Annotated in this window: 9 protein-coding genes; 2 read left to right on the forward strand and 7 right to left on the reverse strand. The window is 64.0% G+C overall.

From position 1 onward, the window contains the following. Positions 1-120 precede the first annotated feature (120 nt). Positions 121-1362 (forward strand): acyl-CoA dehydrogenase family protein, encoded by a 1242-nt coding sequence (locus tag M5C01_RS00100; protein ID WP_152736910.1) that lies wholly within the window; start codon positions 121-123, stop codon positions 1360-1362. Between the two features lie 148 nt (positions 1363-1510). After that, a complete protein-coding gene (locus M5C01_RS00105) occupies positions 1511-2290 on the forward strand; it encodes a TSUP family transporter (RefSeq protein ID WP_103494797.1) in 780 nt (259 codons plus the stop codon). A gap of 147 nt (positions 2291-2437) precedes the next feature. Here the strand turns inward: M5C01_RS00105 and nudC are convergent, their stop codons facing one another. From nudC to M5C01_RS00140, 7 genes are all read right to left on the reverse strand, one after another. Continuing rightward, positions 2438-3268: an NAD(+) diphosphatase gene (gene nudC / locus M5C01_RS00110; protein ID WP_103494798.1), complete on the reverse strand. Its 831-nt coding sequence runs from the start codon at positions 3266-3268 to the stop codon at positions 2438-2440. A gap of 17 nt (positions 3269-3285) precedes the next feature. Then, entirely contained in the window at positions 3286-4098 is an 813-nt protein-coding gene (locus M5C01_RS00115; RefSeq protein WP_152736911.1) for a crotonase/enoyl-CoA hydratase family protein, read from the reverse strand. Positions 4099-4351: 253 nt separating this feature from the next. Then, entirely contained in the window at positions 4352-5176 is an 825-nt protein-coding gene (locus M5C01_RS00120; protein WP_152736912.1) for an HAD family hydrolase, read from the reverse strand. Continuing rightward, complete coding sequence (gene zwf, locus M5C01_RS00125; protein WP_152736913.1) at positions 5173-6696, reverse strand: glucose-6-phosphate dehydrogenase; 1524 nt, start codon at positions 6694-6696, stop codon at positions 5173-5175. Before zwf ends, M5C01_RS00120 begins: the two co-directional genes overlap by 4 nt. Beyond that, on the reverse strand, positions 6693-7673 hold the full coding sequence (gene gnd, locus M5C01_RS00130) for a phosphogluconate dehydrogenase (NAD(+)-dependent, decarboxylating) (protein ID WP_103494802.1): 981 nt from the start codon (positions 7671-7673) through the stop codon (positions 6693-6695). The genes zwf and gnd overlap by 4 nt, the downstream gene beginning before the upstream one ends. Before the next feature lie 115 nt (positions 7674-7788). Further along, complete coding sequence (locus tag M5C01_RS00135; protein ID WP_152736914.1) at positions 7789-12579, reverse strand: hypothetical protein; 4791 nt, start codon at positions 12577-12579, stop codon at positions 7789-7791. 89 nt (positions 12580-12668) lie between these two features. Beyond that, positions 12669-17504, reverse strand: coding sequence for a DUF6543 domain-containing protein (locus M5C01_RS00140; RefSeq protein ID WP_152736915.1), 4836 nt, complete (start codon positions 17502-17504; stop codon positions 12669-12671). Between the last annotated feature and the right edge of the window lie 45 nt (positions 17505-17549).

Below are 17549 nucleotides of genomic sequence, written 5' to 3' on the forward strand. Positions count from 1 at the left end.
GTTGTCCCTCACCCGCCCACGGCAATCGCCCGCGCCACCGGGCCTGGCGCTCTCGGCATGGACCCTGCAACCGCTCCTGGCAATCGCATTTTTCTCTGCCTGCCCTCAAGGAGCTGTCCCATGACCGAACACCAGGTGATCAACCCGCTATCCCTTGGCGTCGACTACGAACCCCTGGCCGAACGCTTTCGGCCGATCTTCGCCCGTATCGCCGCCGGGGCGCTGGAACGGGAGCAATCGCGCAACCTGCCCCACGAGCCGATCCAGTGGCTCAAGCAGGCCGGTTTCGGCGCCGTGCGGGTGCCGGTGGAATATGGCGGTGGCGGTGCTTCCCTGCCCCAGCTGTTCCAACTGCTGATCGAACTGGCCGAAGCCGACTCCAACGTGCCCCAGGCCTTGCGCGGACATTTCGCCTTTGCCGAGGACCGCTTGAATGCCGCGCCCGGGCCGAATCGCGACCTGTGGTTCAAGCGCTTCGTCGACGGCGATATCGTCGGCTGCGCCTGGACCGAAATCGGCAATGTGGTGATTGGCGATGTCGGCACCCAAGTCACCCCGGACGGCGAACACTGGCGCCTCAATGGCGAGAAGTTCTACAGCACCGGGAGCATTTTTGCCGACTGGATCGACGTCTACGCCCGCCGCAGCGACACCGGTGGCAATGTCATCGCCGCCGTGCGCGCACGCCAGCCGGGGGTCGAACACAGCGACGACTGGGATGGTTTCGGCCAGCGCACCACCGGTAGCGGGACCTCGCGTTTTATCGATGCCCCGGTGGAGGCCGGGCATGTAATCGACTTCGCCACCCGCTTCAAATACCAGACCGCGTTCTATCAGTTGGTGTTGTTGGCGACCCTGGCCGGGATCGGCCGGGCGGCATTGAAGGATGTGGCGCATCAGGTCCGCGAGCGCAAACGGATCTACAGCCACGGCAATGCCCCCCATGTCAGTGGCGACGCCCAGGTGCAGCAGGTGGTGGGCGAAGTCGCCGCCCTGGTGTATGCCGCCGAAGCCAGTGCGGTGCGGGCCGCGCATCCGGCGCAACGGGCTTATATTGCCCGGTTTGGTGCTGACACCGAGGCTGAACGGCAAGCCAATGTGGACGCGGAAATCGAGTCCGCCACCGCCCAGGTGGTGGTGTCCGAGTTGATCCAGCGGGCCACCAGCGAATTGTTCAATGCCCTGGGTGCTTCGGATGTCCGCCAGGGCAAGGCGCTGGACCGACACTGGCGCAATGCGCGGACGGTGTCGTCGCACAATCCGGCGATCTACAAGGCAAGGATTGTCGGGGATTGGCGGATCAACGGGACTGAGCCGCCCTATGATTGGCAGATCGGTAACGGCCCGCAATCAAAGTCATAGTCAACATTTGTGGTACCTGGTCCACCGCCGCGAAGGCGTCAGAACAAGCACCCCATGGGATAAGGTCGCGGCAACATTCGGTAATGGGTAAGATGACGGCCTTTCGGCGCGGCCCTGCCGCGCCACCTGCCGATAGTAAGCCGACCCCATGCCTTTCGATCTCAGCGTAGACCTGACCACCCTCGCCATTCTCACCGTCGTTGCCTTTATCGCCGGATTCATCGACGCCATCGCCGGCGGCGGCGGGCTGCTCACCACCCCGGCCCTGCTCACCGCGGGGCTACCGCCGCATCTGGTGCTGGGCACCAACAAACTCAGTTCGACCTTCGGCTCCGCCACCGCCGGTTTCACCTTCTATCGGCGCAAGCTGTTTCAGCCCGGACAATGGAAACTGGCGATTCTCGGCACCTTCGTCGGCGCGCTGATCGGTGCCGTGACCGCGCACTTCATGCCCGCCGAATGGCTGAACAAGATGCTCCCGGTGATCGTCTTCGCCTGCGGCCTGTACCTGTTGTTCGGCGGCACGCCCAAGGCGCCGCTGGACAGCAACGCGCCGATCAAAAAGAAACGGCAATTGCCCCAGGGCCTGGCCCTGGGTTTCTACGACGGCGTGGCCGGTCCCGGCACCGGTGCCTTCTGGACCGTCAGCAGCCTGCTGCTCTACCCCATCGACCTGGTCAAGGCCAGCGGCGTGGCCCGCAGCCTGAACTTCGTCAGCAATGCCGCCGCACTCTCGGTGTTCGTGTTTTCCGGCCAGGTGGACTGGGTGATCGGCCTGTGCATGGGCATATCGGTGATGGTCGGTGCCTTCTTCGGTGCCCGCACCGCCATCAGCGGCGGCGCGAAGTTTATCCGCCCGGTGTTTATCACCGTGGTCCTCGGCCTGACCGTACGCCTGGCCTGGCAACACTGGTTCAGCGTGGCCTGAATCCAGAGAACACCCCATAACCTGTAGGAGCCGGCTTGCTGGCGATAGCGATTTTCCAGGCGACGATGATGTCGGCTATCAGATCCCATCGCCAGCAAGCCGGCTCCTACAAGGACGGTGCATGGCCATGAATTGAGCGGTGTAAGGCTAGACCGGCAGCAGCGGTTCCGCATACCCCAGGCGCCTGGCCAGGTACAGGTCGATCAGGTAACGGGCGATTGAACGCGAAGCCGGCAACGGCGGCATATCGTGGATGCTGAACCATTGCGCATCCTCGATCTCATCCGCCTGGGGAACAATCTCGCCACCGGCATACTCGGCGTGAAACCCCAGCATCATCGAGTGCGGGAACGGCCAGCACTGGCTGCCCATGTACTGGATATTCTTCACCTCGACCTGCACTTCCTCGCGCACTTCCCGAATCAGGCATTCCTCCGCCGACTCACCCGGCTCGGCGAAACCGGCCAGGGTGCTGTAGACCCCGGGCACAAAACGCGGCGAACGGGCCAGCAGCACTTCGTCGCCCCGGGTCACCAGCACGATCATGCTCGGCGAAATCCGCGGGTAACTGCGCAAGTCACAGGACTGGCAGAACATCGCCCGCTCCAGAGGCACCTGGGTCATGGCCTGGCCGCAACTGCCGCAGAAGCGGTGCTCGCGGGCCCAGGTAGCGATCTGCGCGGCATAACCGAGCATGCGATAGAGCGTGTGATCGCCCTCGAGCATGAATGTCCGCAGGCCCTGCCAGCGACCGCCCGGCAGTTCGAAGCCGGACTTCAACTCCAGCAGATAGACCGGCTCGCCGTCCAGATGCCCGATGCCATGCTCGGCCAACAGCGACAAGTCCTGGCGCTTGAGCCACTCGCGAGGAAACAGCACCCCATTGTCGTCCAGCAGAAAACCGGCGGGGCTATGCACCACGGCCCAGCCGCCGGTCTGCTCGATATCCAGTACTGCGGTTGTCCAGCGTTGAGTCATCGGGAGAGTCCTAGGCGTCAATCAGGGAATTCGGCTTTCTGCTTGCTCATGTGCGCGGCGATGGCGACGCGCAAGTCAGTGGATTGCAACATGGCGGCGTTCCAGGTGGCAACGTATTCCAGACCGTCATCGATCCGATGGTCGCGCATATAGCTGACCATCGCCTTGGTTCCGGTGACGGCAATCGGCGATTTAGCGGCAATTTCCCGGGCAATGCCCAGCACACCGTCGAGCAAGGCCGCCTGATCGGGGTAGACGCGATTGACCAGGCCGATGCGGATCGCTTCGTCGGCACCGAAGTGGCGACCGGTATACGCCAGCTCACGCAGCATGCCGTCGCCGATGATACGGGGCAAACGTTGCAGAGTGCCGACATCGGCGGCCATGCCGATATCCACTTCCTTGATGGAAAACTGCACGTCCTCGGCACAGTAGCGCATGTCACAGGCGGCGATCAGGTCGACGGCACCGCCCAGGCAGTAACCCTGGATCGCCGCCAGGACCGGCTTGCGGCAGTTGTCGACAGCATTGAAGGATGCTTGCAACTCCTGGATCTTGCGCCGTAGCAGGCGGGCGTTGCGGCCGACATCCTTGCCCAGTTCGTTGGCCACCGAGGCCAGCATCATCAGGTCGATCCCGGAGGAGAAGTGCTTGCCGTTGCCGCTGATGACCACCACGCGCACGGCGTCGGTGTCTTCGATCCACTGGAAGATCTCGATGATTTCGCTCCAGAAGGCGGCGTTCATCGAGTTGATCTTTTCCGGGCGATTGATCCGGACATGGGCGATGTTGTCTACCAGTTCGACGTGGAAGGCTTGGTATTCGGACATGACGGGCATCCTTGGCAGGGCACTGGAAAGGTTGGAACTATAGCAAGCAGGCAGGTGTGGCTGGAGGAAGCGGATGTGCCAAAAGCAGGACCGGGCAGTTCTTCGGCTCGGGAGGGGAATGGCCGCCTGCGGCGGTTCGCGGGCAAGCACCGCTCCCACAGGTTTTTCGTCGTACGCAAAACCGGGAGCGGCTCGGACATTGTGGGAGCGGTGCTTGCCCGCGAACCGCCAGAGGCGGCCATCCACAGCTGATCTATCGCCTGGCCAGAATAAACTGCTCAATGGCCTGCGCCGCACCATCCTCGCTATTGCTACCAGTGACCACATCCGCCTGACGCTTGACCACCTCCTCCGCCTGCCCCATGGCAATCGCCAACCCCGCCCGGTGGAACATCGCCGGGTCGTTGCCGCCATCGCCGATGGCCGCCGTCTGCTCCAAGGGCACGCCAAGGTATTTGGCCAACGTCAGCAACGCCTCGCCCTTGTTCGCCTGCATCGCGGTGATATCCAGGTAGGAACGCTGCGATCGACTGGCCAGCGCCTGCTCCGCCACCAACGGCTGCAACACCGACTCCAGGTCAATCAGCAATTGTCCGTTGCCACTGGCGCCGACAATCTTGTCGATGCGGTCGAGGTACGCCGTGAAATCGTCCACCACCGTCGGCGCATAACCCAGTGCATGCTGCTCCCGAGGGACCATGGTGCCGTGGGGGTTACGCAGCAGCCAATGGTTGTCGGCAAACACCCAGACCTCAACCTCCTCATGCCGCGACAACAACTCCAGGGTGGTCACCGCCGCTTCGCGGGGGATGTAATGCGTCACCAGGTAACTGCCGTCGGGGTTGACCAGCGTGCCGCCATTGAACGCCGCAGTGGGAATATCCACCCCCAGCGCCTCGATCTGCTGGCGCATGGCCCGCGGCGGGCGTCCGGTGGCGAGGCTGAAAAACACCCCCGCCGCGCGCAACGCCTCCACGGCCTCGACCGTGCGCGGACTGAGGCTGTGATCGGGCCCCAACAAGGTGCCGTCCATATCGCTGAGCAGCAAACGGATCGGATACCGCACCACCGCCTTCATCCGAGGCTGCGCCAGACACGGCCGTCACGGGCCAGCAACTCGTCGGCGGCTTCGGGGCCGTTTTCCCCGGCCTTGTAGCCCTGCACCTGATCATCCTCGCCCCAGGCATCGAGGAACGGCTGCACCGCCCGCCAGCCGTTCTCGATATTGTCGGCGCGCTGGAACAGCGTCTGGTCACCGGTCAGGCAATCGTAGATCAGGGTTTCATAGCCGGTGGACGGCTGCATCTCGAAGAAGTCCTTGTAGGCAAAACCCAGCTCGACATTGGTCATTTCCAGTGCCGGCCCCGGACGCTTGGCCAGCAGGTCGAACCACATGCCTTCGTTGGGCTGGATCTGGATCTTCAGGTAGGTCGGCTGCAGGCGCTCGACCTCGGTGTCGCGGAACTGCGCATAGGGCGCCGGCTTGAAGCAGATGGCGATTTCCGTGTTGCGCACATTCATGCGCTTGCCGGTGCGCAGATAGAACGGCACGCCGACCCAGCGCCAGTTGTCGATCATCACCTTGAGCGCGACATAGGTCTCGGTGTTGCTTTCGGGCGCCACGTTGCTTTCTTCACGATAACCGGGCACGGCCTTGCCGCCCAGTTCGCCGGCCTGGTACTGGCCGCGCACCGAATTGGCCCGGGCCTCCTCGACCGTCCAGGGACGGATCGCGCCGACCACCTTGGCCTTTTCACCGCGTACCGCATCGGCACCGAACGCCGCCGGTGGCTCCATCGCCACCATCGCCAGCAACTGGAACAGGTGATTGGGCACCATGTCCCGCAGGGCGCCGGTGTGTTCGTAGAAACTGCCACGGGTCTCGACGCCGACGGTCTCGGCGGCGGTGATCTGCACATGGTCGATGTAATGGTTGTTCCAGAACGCTTCGAACAGACCGCTGGAGAAACGGCTGACCAGGATGTTCTGCACGGTTTCCTTGCCCAGGTAATGGTCGATGCGATAGATCTGCTTCTCGCTCATCACCTTGAGCAGGCGGGCGTTCAAGGCTTCGGCGGTGGCCAGGTCGGAACCGAAGGGTTTTTCGATCACCACCCGACGAAACACCCCGTCGCTTTCCTCCAGCAAGCCGGCCGCGCCCAGGCGCCGCGCCACTTCGCTGAAGAAGCGCGGCGCGGTGGCCAGGTAGAACATCGCGTTGCCCGTGCCGCTGGCGATGATTTTCTCGCCCAGGGCGACATAGGTCGCGTCGTCGAGGAAGTCGCCCTGCACGTAACTGATGTGTTTGGCCAGGCGCTTCCAGAGTTCGGCATCCAGCGCGGTCTCCGCGCCTTCCCCGGTCTTGGCCGCGACTTCGGCGCGACTGAAGTCTTCGAGTTTCTTGGCGAAATCGGCATCGCTGATGGCGTTGTGATCGACCCCGACGATATGCAGGTTATCGCCCAGCAGACCATCGCGGGTCAGGTTGTAGAGCGCCGGCATCAACAGGCGCTTGACCAGGTCCCCATGGGCACCGAACAGAAACAGCGTGGTCGGCGGCGGGGGCTCTACCTTGCGCTTGCTACGGGAGGCATTCATTTTTTCGGTGTCTCCACATGGCCGCCGAAGCCGAAGCGCATGGCCGACAGCAGTTTGTCACCATAGGTGCTTTGCTGGCGGGAGCGGAAGCGGGCAAACAGCGAATTGGACAGCACCGGGACCGGCACCGCTTGTTCCATGGCCGCCTCGATGGTCCAACGCCCTTCGCCGCTGTCGGCCACCGCGCCGCTGTAACCGTCGAGTTTCGGGTCACTGGCCAGGGCGTCGGCGGTCAGGTCCAGCAGCCAGGACGAAACCACGCTGCCGCGCCGCCAGACTTCGGCGATATCCCCCAGGTTCAGGTCGAAACGCTGGTCCTCGGGCAGGCTCGGCGAGTTCTTGGTCTTGAGGATGTCGAAGCCCTCGGCGAAGGCCTGCATCATGCCGTACTCGATGCCGTTGTGGATCATCTTGACGAAGTGCCCGGAGCCCGGCGGGCCGGCATGGATATAACCGCGCTCGGCGCGGTCGTCGGCGCTGACCCGGTCGCGGGTGCGGGGAATGCTGCCGATCCCGGGGGCCAGGCTGGCGAACAGCGGATCGAGGCGTTCGACCACCTTGGCGTCACCGCCGATCATCATGCAGTAACCGCGCTCCAGGCCCCAGACCCCACCGGAAGTGCCGACATCAATATAGTCGATGCCCTTTTGCGCCAGCTCCTGGCCGCGACGGATATCGTCCTTGTAGAAAGTATTGCCGCCGTCGATGATCACATCGCCGGCGTCCAGCAGTTTACTCAGTTCGGCAATGGTGTCCTCGGTCGGCGCACCGGCCGGCAGCATCACCCAGACCGCGCGCGGTTTATCCAGGCCGGCCACCAGCGCCGACAGGTCGGCGACGCCACTGGCGCCCTCTTTAGCCAGGGTGCTGACGAAGTCGGTATTGCGGTCATACACCACTGTCTGATGGCCATCAAGCATCAGGCGCCGCGCGATATTGCCGCCCATGCGGCCCAGTCCGATGATTCCCAGTTGCATGCAGGGTACTCCCGATATCGATGAAAAAGCTCTGACACACCTTAGCCCAGCGGCAGGCGGATGTCTGTCTCGATATCGGTCGGGACACTGATTGCAGACGCCAAGCGGCCTGTTTTCAAGTGGCTCTATCCACTTCGCCAGTATTGAAAAACAGCGCCTGGGCCACAGGCTTGTCGAGGATCTGGCCCCGGTGGATATCCAGCGTCAACTGCGCCCGGCCGCCCTGCCCGGCCTCGATCCTCGTCGCCGCCCGGTGCCGGGCCGTGGCCTGGGCCTTGCTGCCCAGGCGCCGTTGCGCAAGGGTCTTGAGATGCGCGCTGACAAACCCGGCATCCGCCGTGGTGGCTGCCGGGTAATGGAAATGCGCGTACCACAGGGGGCGGCCATCCTTGTGGCTGACCACATACTCTTGCAGGAAACCGCCCTGTTCCTGCGCCTGTCGCCCGCCGGCGCGGTGAATATCCACCTGGTCCTGCTCTTTCAGATACTGCAGGCGCGCCAACCGCGGGGGATTGCGCTTGATCGCGGTGATACGCGCCTGACGCCCTTCGGCGATCAGCCCGGCGGCTTCGCGGCGCAAGCTGTCCTTGAGCGTTTGAGCGGTTTTCATGGGCGCCGATGTCCCGCCGCTCTCAGTGAGGGCCTGTTGGATATCGTCCGCCAAGGCGTTCAGTTTCTGCGCCTTCAGCTCCAGGATACCTTGCAGGTCGCGGGGGTCCTTGGAGGTTCCGGTCAACGCCATCACCTGGCGAATCAAGGCCTCGACACCCTCGCGCTCGGCCTGACCCTGGGTCACCAGCCGGGACAGTCCGACCTTGCGCGGGATCGGCGGTGCCGGCTCGGCCTTCACTTCCTCCCAGAAGGTGTCCCGGGCATCCTCCTTGTTCTCCTTGAAGGCCGACACCAGTGCGCCGTTGGGATCGGTGATCTCGACGATCTCATCCTCCTGTTCGGGCGTACGCTCGCATACCCGGCCGACAAACACTTCACGGTTGCGGGTGCGGATAAACTTCTTGCGCGTGCCGCCAGCCACCGGAGCGGGCCTGGGCACGGGATCGGGTTCGGCCGGCGCGGCCTCTTCCCATAATTCGAACAGTCTGTTCAGCGCCCCTTCACGCAACTGCGCCAGCAGCCTCGACAGGCGCGTGGCGTATTCGAGCAGGCGCTGTTGCGGCATCAGGCCCTGCAAATAATTCAGCAAGTCGTGGGTCTCATCGTAGCGATTGACGGCCGTCAGCAAGGCATCGATGCGGTCCTGGCGCGGATCTTCGGCACTCAGGCGATTGATGGTGTTGGTCACGTACCGGGTTTGCTCGGCGCTGTGCTTGATGGCCGCGAAAATCTGATCGTCCATTTGCAAGGTGATCTGCAAGGGCAGTTCGTCCAGGGTCAAGGCCAGCAGGGTCGACAGTTGCACCGCCTGCCAATCCAACGGGGTGAACGGCTGCACCGGTGCCTGCTGCAGTGCGGCGGCTTGCGCCGGCCCCAGTTCGGGAAGCGCCCGCAACTCATCGAGCGCGGCATATTCCCGGGTGCTCCAGAGGATCTGCTTGTCGGTGATCTCGACATTGTTCTTCAGGTTGGCGACGACCTGGGCATAACGGGCATCCGAGTCGGCGGCGATCATCTCGTTGATCTCCCGGGCACTCAGGCTGCCTTCGCGGCCCACCGCCAGGGACAGGTTCAACAATGTCCGGCAATTGCGCACGCTGTCGGCCAAGGCGGCCACCAGCGTCGCCGATTTGGGCACCACCTGGCGATTGTCATTGAACGCCTTGATAAGGCGGATCTTTTCTTCGAGGGCCACCTGCAAGCCCTCCAGCTTGCCCAGGTATTCGCGACGTTTGTCACTGCGCTGTCGGTCGCTGAAGTTCTTCGCGGTCTTGCCCTCGCTCATGGTCTCAAGACGCTTGCGCAGTATTTCGGCGTCGTTCAACAGGGTGCCGATGCGCGCCGAAGCCTGGGTCATTTGCTCGTGCAGCGCGCTGACCCGGTCGCGCAGTTTGCGCTGCAGGCGCGCCTGAACGGTTTCGCGGCCGCTGCCACCGCGCAGGCGCAGACGCAGATCGAAGCGCCAGCGACCTTGCTCATCGCGCTCCAGAAACGGCCCCGGAACGCCTGAAGCATCGACCACACGGGGCCCGTCATCACTCCACGCGACCTGATACAGGGCATTCTCGATCAGCGCGTGCCAGCCCGTGTCCCCGGGGCCCCCGAGATGCACCAGTCCCTTGTTCGGACCGCTTGCGGAAACCGAACCAAGGCCATCGAGTCGCGGCGGCGTGTCGAAGCCCCTGACACTGAACTTCTCCAGGGCTTTGCGCGAGGCCATCGACAGGGCCTGACGCGGATTCGACCAGGACAAGTCGAAAGGCAGTGGTGGCGAATCGTCGGAAGTCGGAGGCGCTGTGATCCGCTCAAGCGACACCTCCCCCTCGATCGCCAAGGGCTCGCGCTGATCCGCCGACTCCGGGGTGGTAAACGACTCCGGCAACGGCTCGCGCTCATCCGCCGTCACCTCATGCAACAGAACCGCCGCCAGGTTGCTCAGCATATCGGCCCAGCCCTGGGCCCGGGCATCCTCGTCGTCGCCCTGCAACGCCGGCAGGTCCTGGCGAATCCCCCGGTAGAGCAGGATCAACCAGCTGGCCTGGGTCAACGGGCCGCTGGCAAACATCAGCATCGAGCTGAACAGCTGCCATCCGCTGTCCTTCAACCGCGCCCAACGTTTTTCCGCATTCGACCACAACTGCATATCGGCCTGGCGGATCACCGCGTTGATGCAGGCATGAAACAGATGGTGGACATAGTCCTCGGCGACTTCCTCGCCGCCCAGGGTTGCCGGTGCCGCCGGTGCCGGCAACGGCGCGGCTTCATCACCCGGCAGGACCGAGCCGAGATGGGGCTGGCGGAAACCGCCGTTGGCATACACCGCACGTCGATTGGCGGGGAGCCAGGCCAGCACACTGTCCTGCAAGGCTCCCGATTGCCCGACTGCCTCCAGCAGCGCCGGCCGGCTGACATACTCGCCCAGGGGCGGGTCGAACAACGGACGGTAAAGCAGATGCGGGCCCCGGCGGGTATCCCGGGGCTCGATAAGAAACATGCCCGCAGCCTTGTCCGGGCTCGCCCTAGGACTGGCCAGAAAGGCCAGCGGCCGGAGCACGATCGGCAGGCCGTCGACCTGGCGATCACGGGCGTCGAACGCCAACATCGCCCTGACCAGCCGATAGCCCATTTCGGTCATCCCCTGTTCGCCACGGAGCTTGAGTTCCAATGCCGCCAGGGGCAGTTGGGCCTGGATCTGGTGGAAAAAGCGTTGCTGGCGGAACACCGCATACCGCGTATCGTCCAACAGCCGCTGCCGCAGGTAGGCCGGGTAGCCGGCACCGATATCCACCTCGGCGATCAGTTCCAGTAGATAGTCGGCCGTCATCCAGTCCGGTAGCGGCACATCAGCGGCGAGCCGGACACGCATCCGCGTCGCGCCGAAACGAAAATCATCGAGGTTTTCCAGCGCCAGTTCGGGCAGCGTCAACTGGACTTCCTCGAACTCACCCAGCACGTCCGGCAACAGCGGCTTGCGCCGGTACTTCTCCAGCGTCAGCTGGATATCCTGCATGCGGATCTCCGGCATCCGCGGATGCCGCCGCGCCATGGCCGCCCTCAGCGCCTGTCGGCTAAAGCGCGACAGTGAAGCCACCTCGTCGAAAATACTGTGGGACGAAGACTTGCCCAGTGCCGCGACCAAGGTCGATAACAACCCGGCATAACCGCGCCGGTCCGCCTCCCCGGCATTCAGCAGCCACAGCGGCGCCACCTCGCGCACCCGCCGTTGCAGAGGGGTGAGCGGCGCGGGTGCGGGCGTAGCAAACCAGTCTCCCGGATCAGTGATGCGCTCGACGCGCGCCGACCAGGACTCGCCAGCTCCCTGCGTAACACCGCGCGGCAAACGCTCCAGCGCGCGCAACTGGTTTTCCAGCAAGGCCCCGGCCAGGTTGTCGAAGACATTCAGCTGCGAGGGGATCAGGTCGACCTTCCCGGGGTCCGGCACCTGACCACGCAATAGCGTCCAGAGCTCATCGACTGGCTGCAAACGCTTTACGTCATGACCCGGGCGGAGCAGGAAATAGGCAAATTCCGAGGCTGACAGCTGGCGGGCGAAAACCACCGCGACGGGCGTGACGCCAAGCCGTTGCCGCCGGCCCTTGGCATGCAGCAGATAAGCCGCCAGGGCATTCTTGCCCAGCAGGCTGTCACGGATCGACTGGTCTTCGCTGACCAGCGCCTTGGGCAACCTCTGGCTGGCCTGGAGCGCCTGGCTATTGGGCATGCTGCCAGTGCCGTACATCGAAACGAACAGCAGGTTCGAGAGGGCCGCGCAACGGCTGGGAATCTCCGGCGCGTGCCGATCCCAACCAGGCACCCAGGCGTCCGAGCCCGGGACCTTGCCCGCCCAGCCGGGCACCGGTTCATTCCAGAACGCAACCAGTTGTGCCTTGAAGACTTCGAGCAGGGCATCGCCCCAATCATCAAGCGTCGCGCCCAACCGTTTCAGGTCCACCGTAGTGACCGCAACCTCCACCGGCGAGCCGGGTGCCCGGCTCACCAGTATCGAATCGGGAGCGTCATAACGCGGGCTCCAGCCTTCGCTGAAGCGCCGCAACAGGACTTCGGACAAGCCGCTGTATCGATAGCGGGAGGCCGGCTCCCGCTCTCCGAGCCAGAGGGTTTCAGCCTGGATCCGTTGCCCCTGAACCCTGAGGTCGGGAGCCTGTTGGTCCAGCGCCGCCTGCACCAGCGAGTCCACCACCGACGACAGTGTCGGTCGAGCGGCGAAAAGCGTGCGGGCGGTGTTTCGGTAGTGTTGAAGTGAAGTCTCCAGCGAGGTCGGCAGGGAGATCATGAGGCCGCAATCCTTGACATGGGAAAGCGGCCAGCTAACAGGAACCGGTCAGCCCTCGCGCGGTAGCGGGCTATACCGCGTCACGCGGCTCAATCAACCGGGTTCGCGGGCACCGGGAAAAAATACTGTTGCGCCGCCGCCAGGTCGATCCGGCTGCGATAGATCTGCAACGCCAGGTTGGCACTGCCCCCCTTCCCCGTCTGGATCTTCTTGAAGGCCTTTTCCTGCTCCAGCGACTGGTACTTGCCGCCGAGCTTGCGCTGCTCGAGGGTTTTCAAGTGGGCGGCACCGAAGGCCGAGTCGAGTGCCGACAGGCTCGGGTAATGAAAGTGCGCGTACCACAGCGGCTTGCCGTCCTTGTCGAGCAACGCATACTCCTGCAGGAAATCATTCTTGCCGAGCGGGATCCGCTCGCCTTCCTTGCGGATGCTCACTTCGCCCAGCCCCAACAGGTAGTCGATACGCGGCATTTCCGGTGGGTTGGCCTTGATCGCGAGGATCCGTGCGTACTGCCCGGAAGCCCGCAGTCTCGGTGCTGCGTCACGCAGTTGCTGCGCCACCGCCTGGGCATTCCTGACCCGCTCCGGATTGCGCGGCGGCGTTTGCGCCACGCCGAGGAGCTTGTCGATCTCCGTGGCCTGGTGCTCCATCGCCTCGGCCTGCAAGCGCAGGATGTCCTCCTGCGCCCTGGGCGCATTGGAGCGCACGGCCTGGCGCATGACCCGATCGATCGCCGACGCTTCGTCGTTGAGCAGTTGGCGCGCGTTGGACACCCGTTTTTCCAGTCCGACCTCGGGCCTGATCACCGCCGGCCTGGCCGGTTTGTCCGGAGCGACGACCGCTTCCCAGAGCCCATCGGCGGTATTTTTCCGGTAGGTCTCGATCACCTGCCCATAGACATCGCTGACCTGCACGGTCTCTTCGCCATCCGCCGATGCCGGTGCCTGGACCTCACCGGACAGCAGTTGCCGGTGGCGCGTACGGATGACTTTTCTCGTGGTCTTCTTGGACGATGGGCCAGCAACAGGCATCGGCGGCAGCTCCCAATCATCCTGGCCCAGCAACAGGCGCAGATCTTCCCGGGTCTCCTGCCCGAGTGCCTTCAGTGCCGCGAGCACCTGGTCGAGCTTTTCCGTGGGCAGGCGACGACTGACCAGCGTCGCCAGATAGAACTCGAGCTTTTCCAGTAGATCACCGGATTGCTCGACAACCGACTCCAGCAGCTCGATACGCTCGCCGGTCAACAATTTGACCTCATCAAGGGCATCGAGAGAGGAGTAATAGGACACATACGAGCGATGGATCTGATCCCAGATGTCCTCAAACATTTCCTGCCCGAGATGCTCGGGCGTCAGCTCGCCCAGGGCAAAACGGTTCTTCAACTGCGCAATCTTCCAGGCGCGCACTTCCACCTCGATGGAGCCCCAGCCGACCGTCTTAATCAGCCGCTGATAATTCTCCCGGCCGTCGCGTATCTGTCTCAGTTGATCGAGCCAGTCCTTCTGCCAAAGGGCCCAGTCGACCGCCTTATCAGTGGCCGTGGCATCACGCTCCCACTCGGCCTGGACCAAAGCCGGTGCCAACTGCTCTGCTTCAGGCAGTTGGGAAGCCCTCGAATAGGGCATACCCAGTCGTTCCAACAACCAGGTCTGCTGGGCATGGAGCAAGGTCTGCAGTCCCATCACCCCGTTGTCCAGCGCATTGATCTGAAAGGGCCGCGCAGCCTTGATCAGCCGGGTATCGGCCATCAACTTTTTGCTCAGGTCCAGTTGTTGGCGGTAGTTCTGCAGATTTTCCTCCAGCAAGGCGGTCATCTCGCCAAGCAGTGCGGTTCGACGCTCGTAGGTGACCCGCTTGGCCGTCTCGCCCTCGGTCGCCAGCCTCCAGCGCTTGACACTGCTGCTGATCGACGGCTCGCTATCCTTGGTCTGCTGGTTGAGTGCTATCAGTGTCTCGCGCGCCTCGACGAGGTTTTGCCCACCACCGGCCTGGGCCCGCTTGGGCGGACTGCCGCCGCGTAAACGCATATCCAGGCTCCAGCGCCCCTGCTCGTCGCTGCACACCCAGGGTCCGGCATTGCCGTGCTCGTCGACGACTCTGATGCCCTCCTCGTCGGCCTCCCAGGCCACCTCGTAAAGATCACCCTGGATCAAGGCGCACCATTTGCCCTTGCCGGCATCCTCGATATGGACCAATCCCCGAGCCGGCCCCGAGTCCGCCACGCGACCCAGTTCGGTCAAGGCCGATGCCGGCTTGTCAAACGCACGCAGACGATAGGCGCGGACCCGCCTCATCAACGAATCGGGGATTGGCCAGCCCGACATCGACCACGCACTCAATTCGACTCGGGGCAAGTCGGGCGCCCGCGCGATGGTCGGCGCGGGCAACGCTTCCGCGCGCGGCGGCGCAGGCCTGGGTAACGGTGGCGCCTCGGTTTCACCCGGGGCGGAAGCGGCGCGATAGTGCAGCAGCAAGGCCGCGAGATTGAACAACAGGTCCGCCGCTCCCGCCGACTGTTCCGCCCGATTGTCGCTGTCCAGTGCCCGTAGATCGTCGTGACCGATCTTCAGGACCACCAGCCAGCCGAGCACCTCCACCAGACGCCCGACATAAGGCAGCAGGCCGGCAAACGGTAGTTGGGTGATGCCCAGCAGCACCCGCCAGGCGCCCTCCTTCCAGTCCGCCCAGCGCTGCTCGGCATTGGACACCGACTGCCGGTCGGCCTGCTCGACCTGGGCCTTGACCATGGCGGCGAAGATCGCCGGCAGATAGTCACCTTCGATGATGCCCTCGGCGAGCGTTGTGGGGACGGGCCTGGACGGTGCCGGCGCGAACTCGTCGCCGCCGAGGAATTGCTCGATATGCGCTGCATCGAAACCGCCATGGTCATAACGCTGTCGTGCCGTTTCGCTCATCCAGGTCAAGACGCTGCGCTGCAGATCGCCGGGCTGGCGGATCGCGGCGAGCAACGCCTGGCGGGTTTCGAATTGGCGCAGCGGTTGTTGCAGGAACAACGGGCGGTACAGGATCAACGGGCCGCGGCTCATATCCCGTGGACCGATCAGGAACATCGCCTGCACCTCGTCCGCCTGCCAGTCGTCCCTGGCCTTGAACGCCAGGGGCCGCAGGACGATTTCCACGGTATCGACAAAGCGCCCCGGACCCGCCGGTTGGACCAGCGCCTGCACGTAACGAAAGCCGTCGAGGCTGAAACCCGATGCTCCCTTGATCTTCAACTCCAGGGCCTGGAGCGGCAAACGCACCCGCCACTGCGCAACGAACAACGCCTCGCGCCGCCGGGCCTCGGCGACATCAGTGATCAAATGCTCCTTGAGCAGGTCCGGGTAGGCCTGGCCGATGTCGGCGCGGGTCACCAGGCCGCGCAGGTAATCCGCAGTCATCCACCGCGGGACGGGCTCCGGCAACCCGCGCACCTCGATGCGAATCCGCATACCGGTATGGCGCATGCCCCCCAGGTTGGCCAACGCCAGTTCCACCAGCGTCATATCGACCGGCACCGTGACCTGCGCCTGTTGCGGGTCGAGGGTCTGGGTAGCGCTATAGTCGAGTTTGTCGATAGTGAGCTTGATTACATTCGGGTCGATGACACGGGTCCCGGGATAGTCCTGGAGCATCAGCGCCTGCAATCGCCGCGCGGCGAATTCATTGAGGGTGCCGATGTCTTCGAGGAAATGCCGGCCTCCAGACTCACACTGCTGACGTGCCAGCTCCCGCAGCAAAGCGCTGTAGCTTGAACGATCGGCAAGCGAGGCCCCCAGCAACCAGTCGGGCAGCGATTCGCTGGTCAGCCCCAGGGCCGCCGGGCCGCAGCGCTCCTGCCTGAGCACCTGGAAACGACTGGCATCCTGGGTCCTCGCGGGCACGGCGAACCACTTGCCCGGATCGGTAATATCGTCCACCCAACGCTGAAGATGCGCCCTGGCCTCCCAGTCGCCCGGCGGCGTCGCGCTCAGCGCCTGCAATTGATATTCGAGCAAGCCTTTTGCCAGGCTGTCGCCGATGACTTCGGCCGGTTCATTCCAGCGCCAGACAAGCGACTCCCTTATTTCCAGATTGCGCCCGGCGGTCCGGCTGCCGATCAGCATCGCGACCAGCTCGGCACTGTCCATCTTGCCCTGGCGCAGGCCACCCTCTCCCGGATGGAAATAGAGCGGATAGGGCAATGGCTGTAGATTTTCTTCATAGCGCAGGAAGTCGATCACCGGAAACAGCTCCGGGTAGCGTCGGCCCTGGGCATCCACGCTGAAGACCCGGGTCTCGAAGGCGCGAATATCCAGGGTCGGGCTTTCGCCCTGCGCATCGCCAGGCGCATAACCCATGTAGAACGGCAGGCGACTCAGGTCGGGGAGCCCTCTGCGGCCAGGCGTCTGTCCCGGAACGAGCAAGCGTCCGATCGCCGCCGCCAGCCGCGCCCAACGGCTCGGCCCGTGCCCCTCCGGCGACTGATTCCAGCGCTCGATCAGTTGCTGCTTCAGGTTCTCCAGCAGCCGTGATCGCGCCGCCTGGTCCAGGCGCTTGAGCAACCCGTCGAGATCGATCGCCAGGGGTTTCCGCGCGGCCGGTGGCTGCTCGCGCCAGAGCAGATTATGGGTTTCCAGGCGCGGGCTCCTGGAAGCCCCCCAGACCGGAACCCGCAGGGCAAAGCGCTCGACCATGACCTCGCTGAGGCTGTAATAGTTATGCCCTGCCGGGGCACCGTCGATACCCTGGGCCAAGACCCAATAGGGCACGGCGAGGCGTACCCGCTCGGCCGACAGTTCGAATTCGCCATAGTGCTCGTCCAACACCGCCTGAACCAGCGGTGTCGCGACCGAGAGCAAACTGGGGCGATCGGCGAAAAGTGCCTTGGCGACCGAAGTCGGATCCATCGGTTGACTGTCCGGAACCGGCGACTGCGTTGACATGGTTGACGTCCTCGTTCGAATGATAGGAACGAGTCGTTACCGGGT

The sequence above is a fragment of the Pseudomonas sp. MWU12-2319 genome (genome assembly GCF_023242525.1).
GTDB classification, from domain to species: Bacteria; Pseudomonadota; Gammaproteobacteria; order Pseudomonadales; family Pseudomonadaceae; genus Aquipseudomonas; species Aquipseudomonas gingeri_D.

Bases quoted from the DNA above. Each gene is read 5' to 3' on its own strand.
- M5C01_RS00100 (WP_152736910.1), top strand. From the start codon at position 121: ATGACCGAACACCAGGTGATCAACCCGCTATCCCTTGGCGTCGACTAC.
- M5C01_RS00105 (WP_103494797.1), top strand. From the start codon at position 1,511: ATGCCTTTCGATCTCAGCGTAGACCTGACCACCCTCGCCATTCTCACC.
- nudC (WP_103494798.1), bottom strand. From the start codon at position 3,268: ATGACTCAACGCTGGACAACCGCAGTACTGGATATCGAGCAGACCGGC.
- M5C01_RS00115 (WP_152736911.1), bottom strand. From the start codon at position 4,098: ATGTCCGAATACCAAGCCTTCCACGTCGAACTGGTAGACAACATCGCC.
- M5C01_RS00120 (WP_152736912.1), bottom strand. From the start codon at position 5,176: ATGAAGGCGGTGGTGCGGTATCCGATCCGTTTGCTGCTCAGCGATATG.
- zwf (WP_152736913.1), bottom strand. From the start codon at position 6,696: ATGAATGCCTCCCGTAGCAAGCGCAAGGTAGAGCCCCCGCCGCCGACC.
- gnd (WP_103494802.1), bottom strand. From the start codon at position 7,673: ATGCAACTGGGAATCATCGGACTGGGCCGCATGGGCGGCAATATCGCG.
- M5C01_RS00135 (WP_152736914.1), bottom strand. From the start codon at position 12,579: ATGATCTCCCTGCCGACCTCGCTGGAGACTTCACTTCAACACTACCGA.
- M5C01_RS00140 (WP_152736915.1), bottom strand. From the start codon at position 17,504: ATGTCAACGCAGTCGCCGGTTCCGGACAGTCAACCGATGGATCCGACT.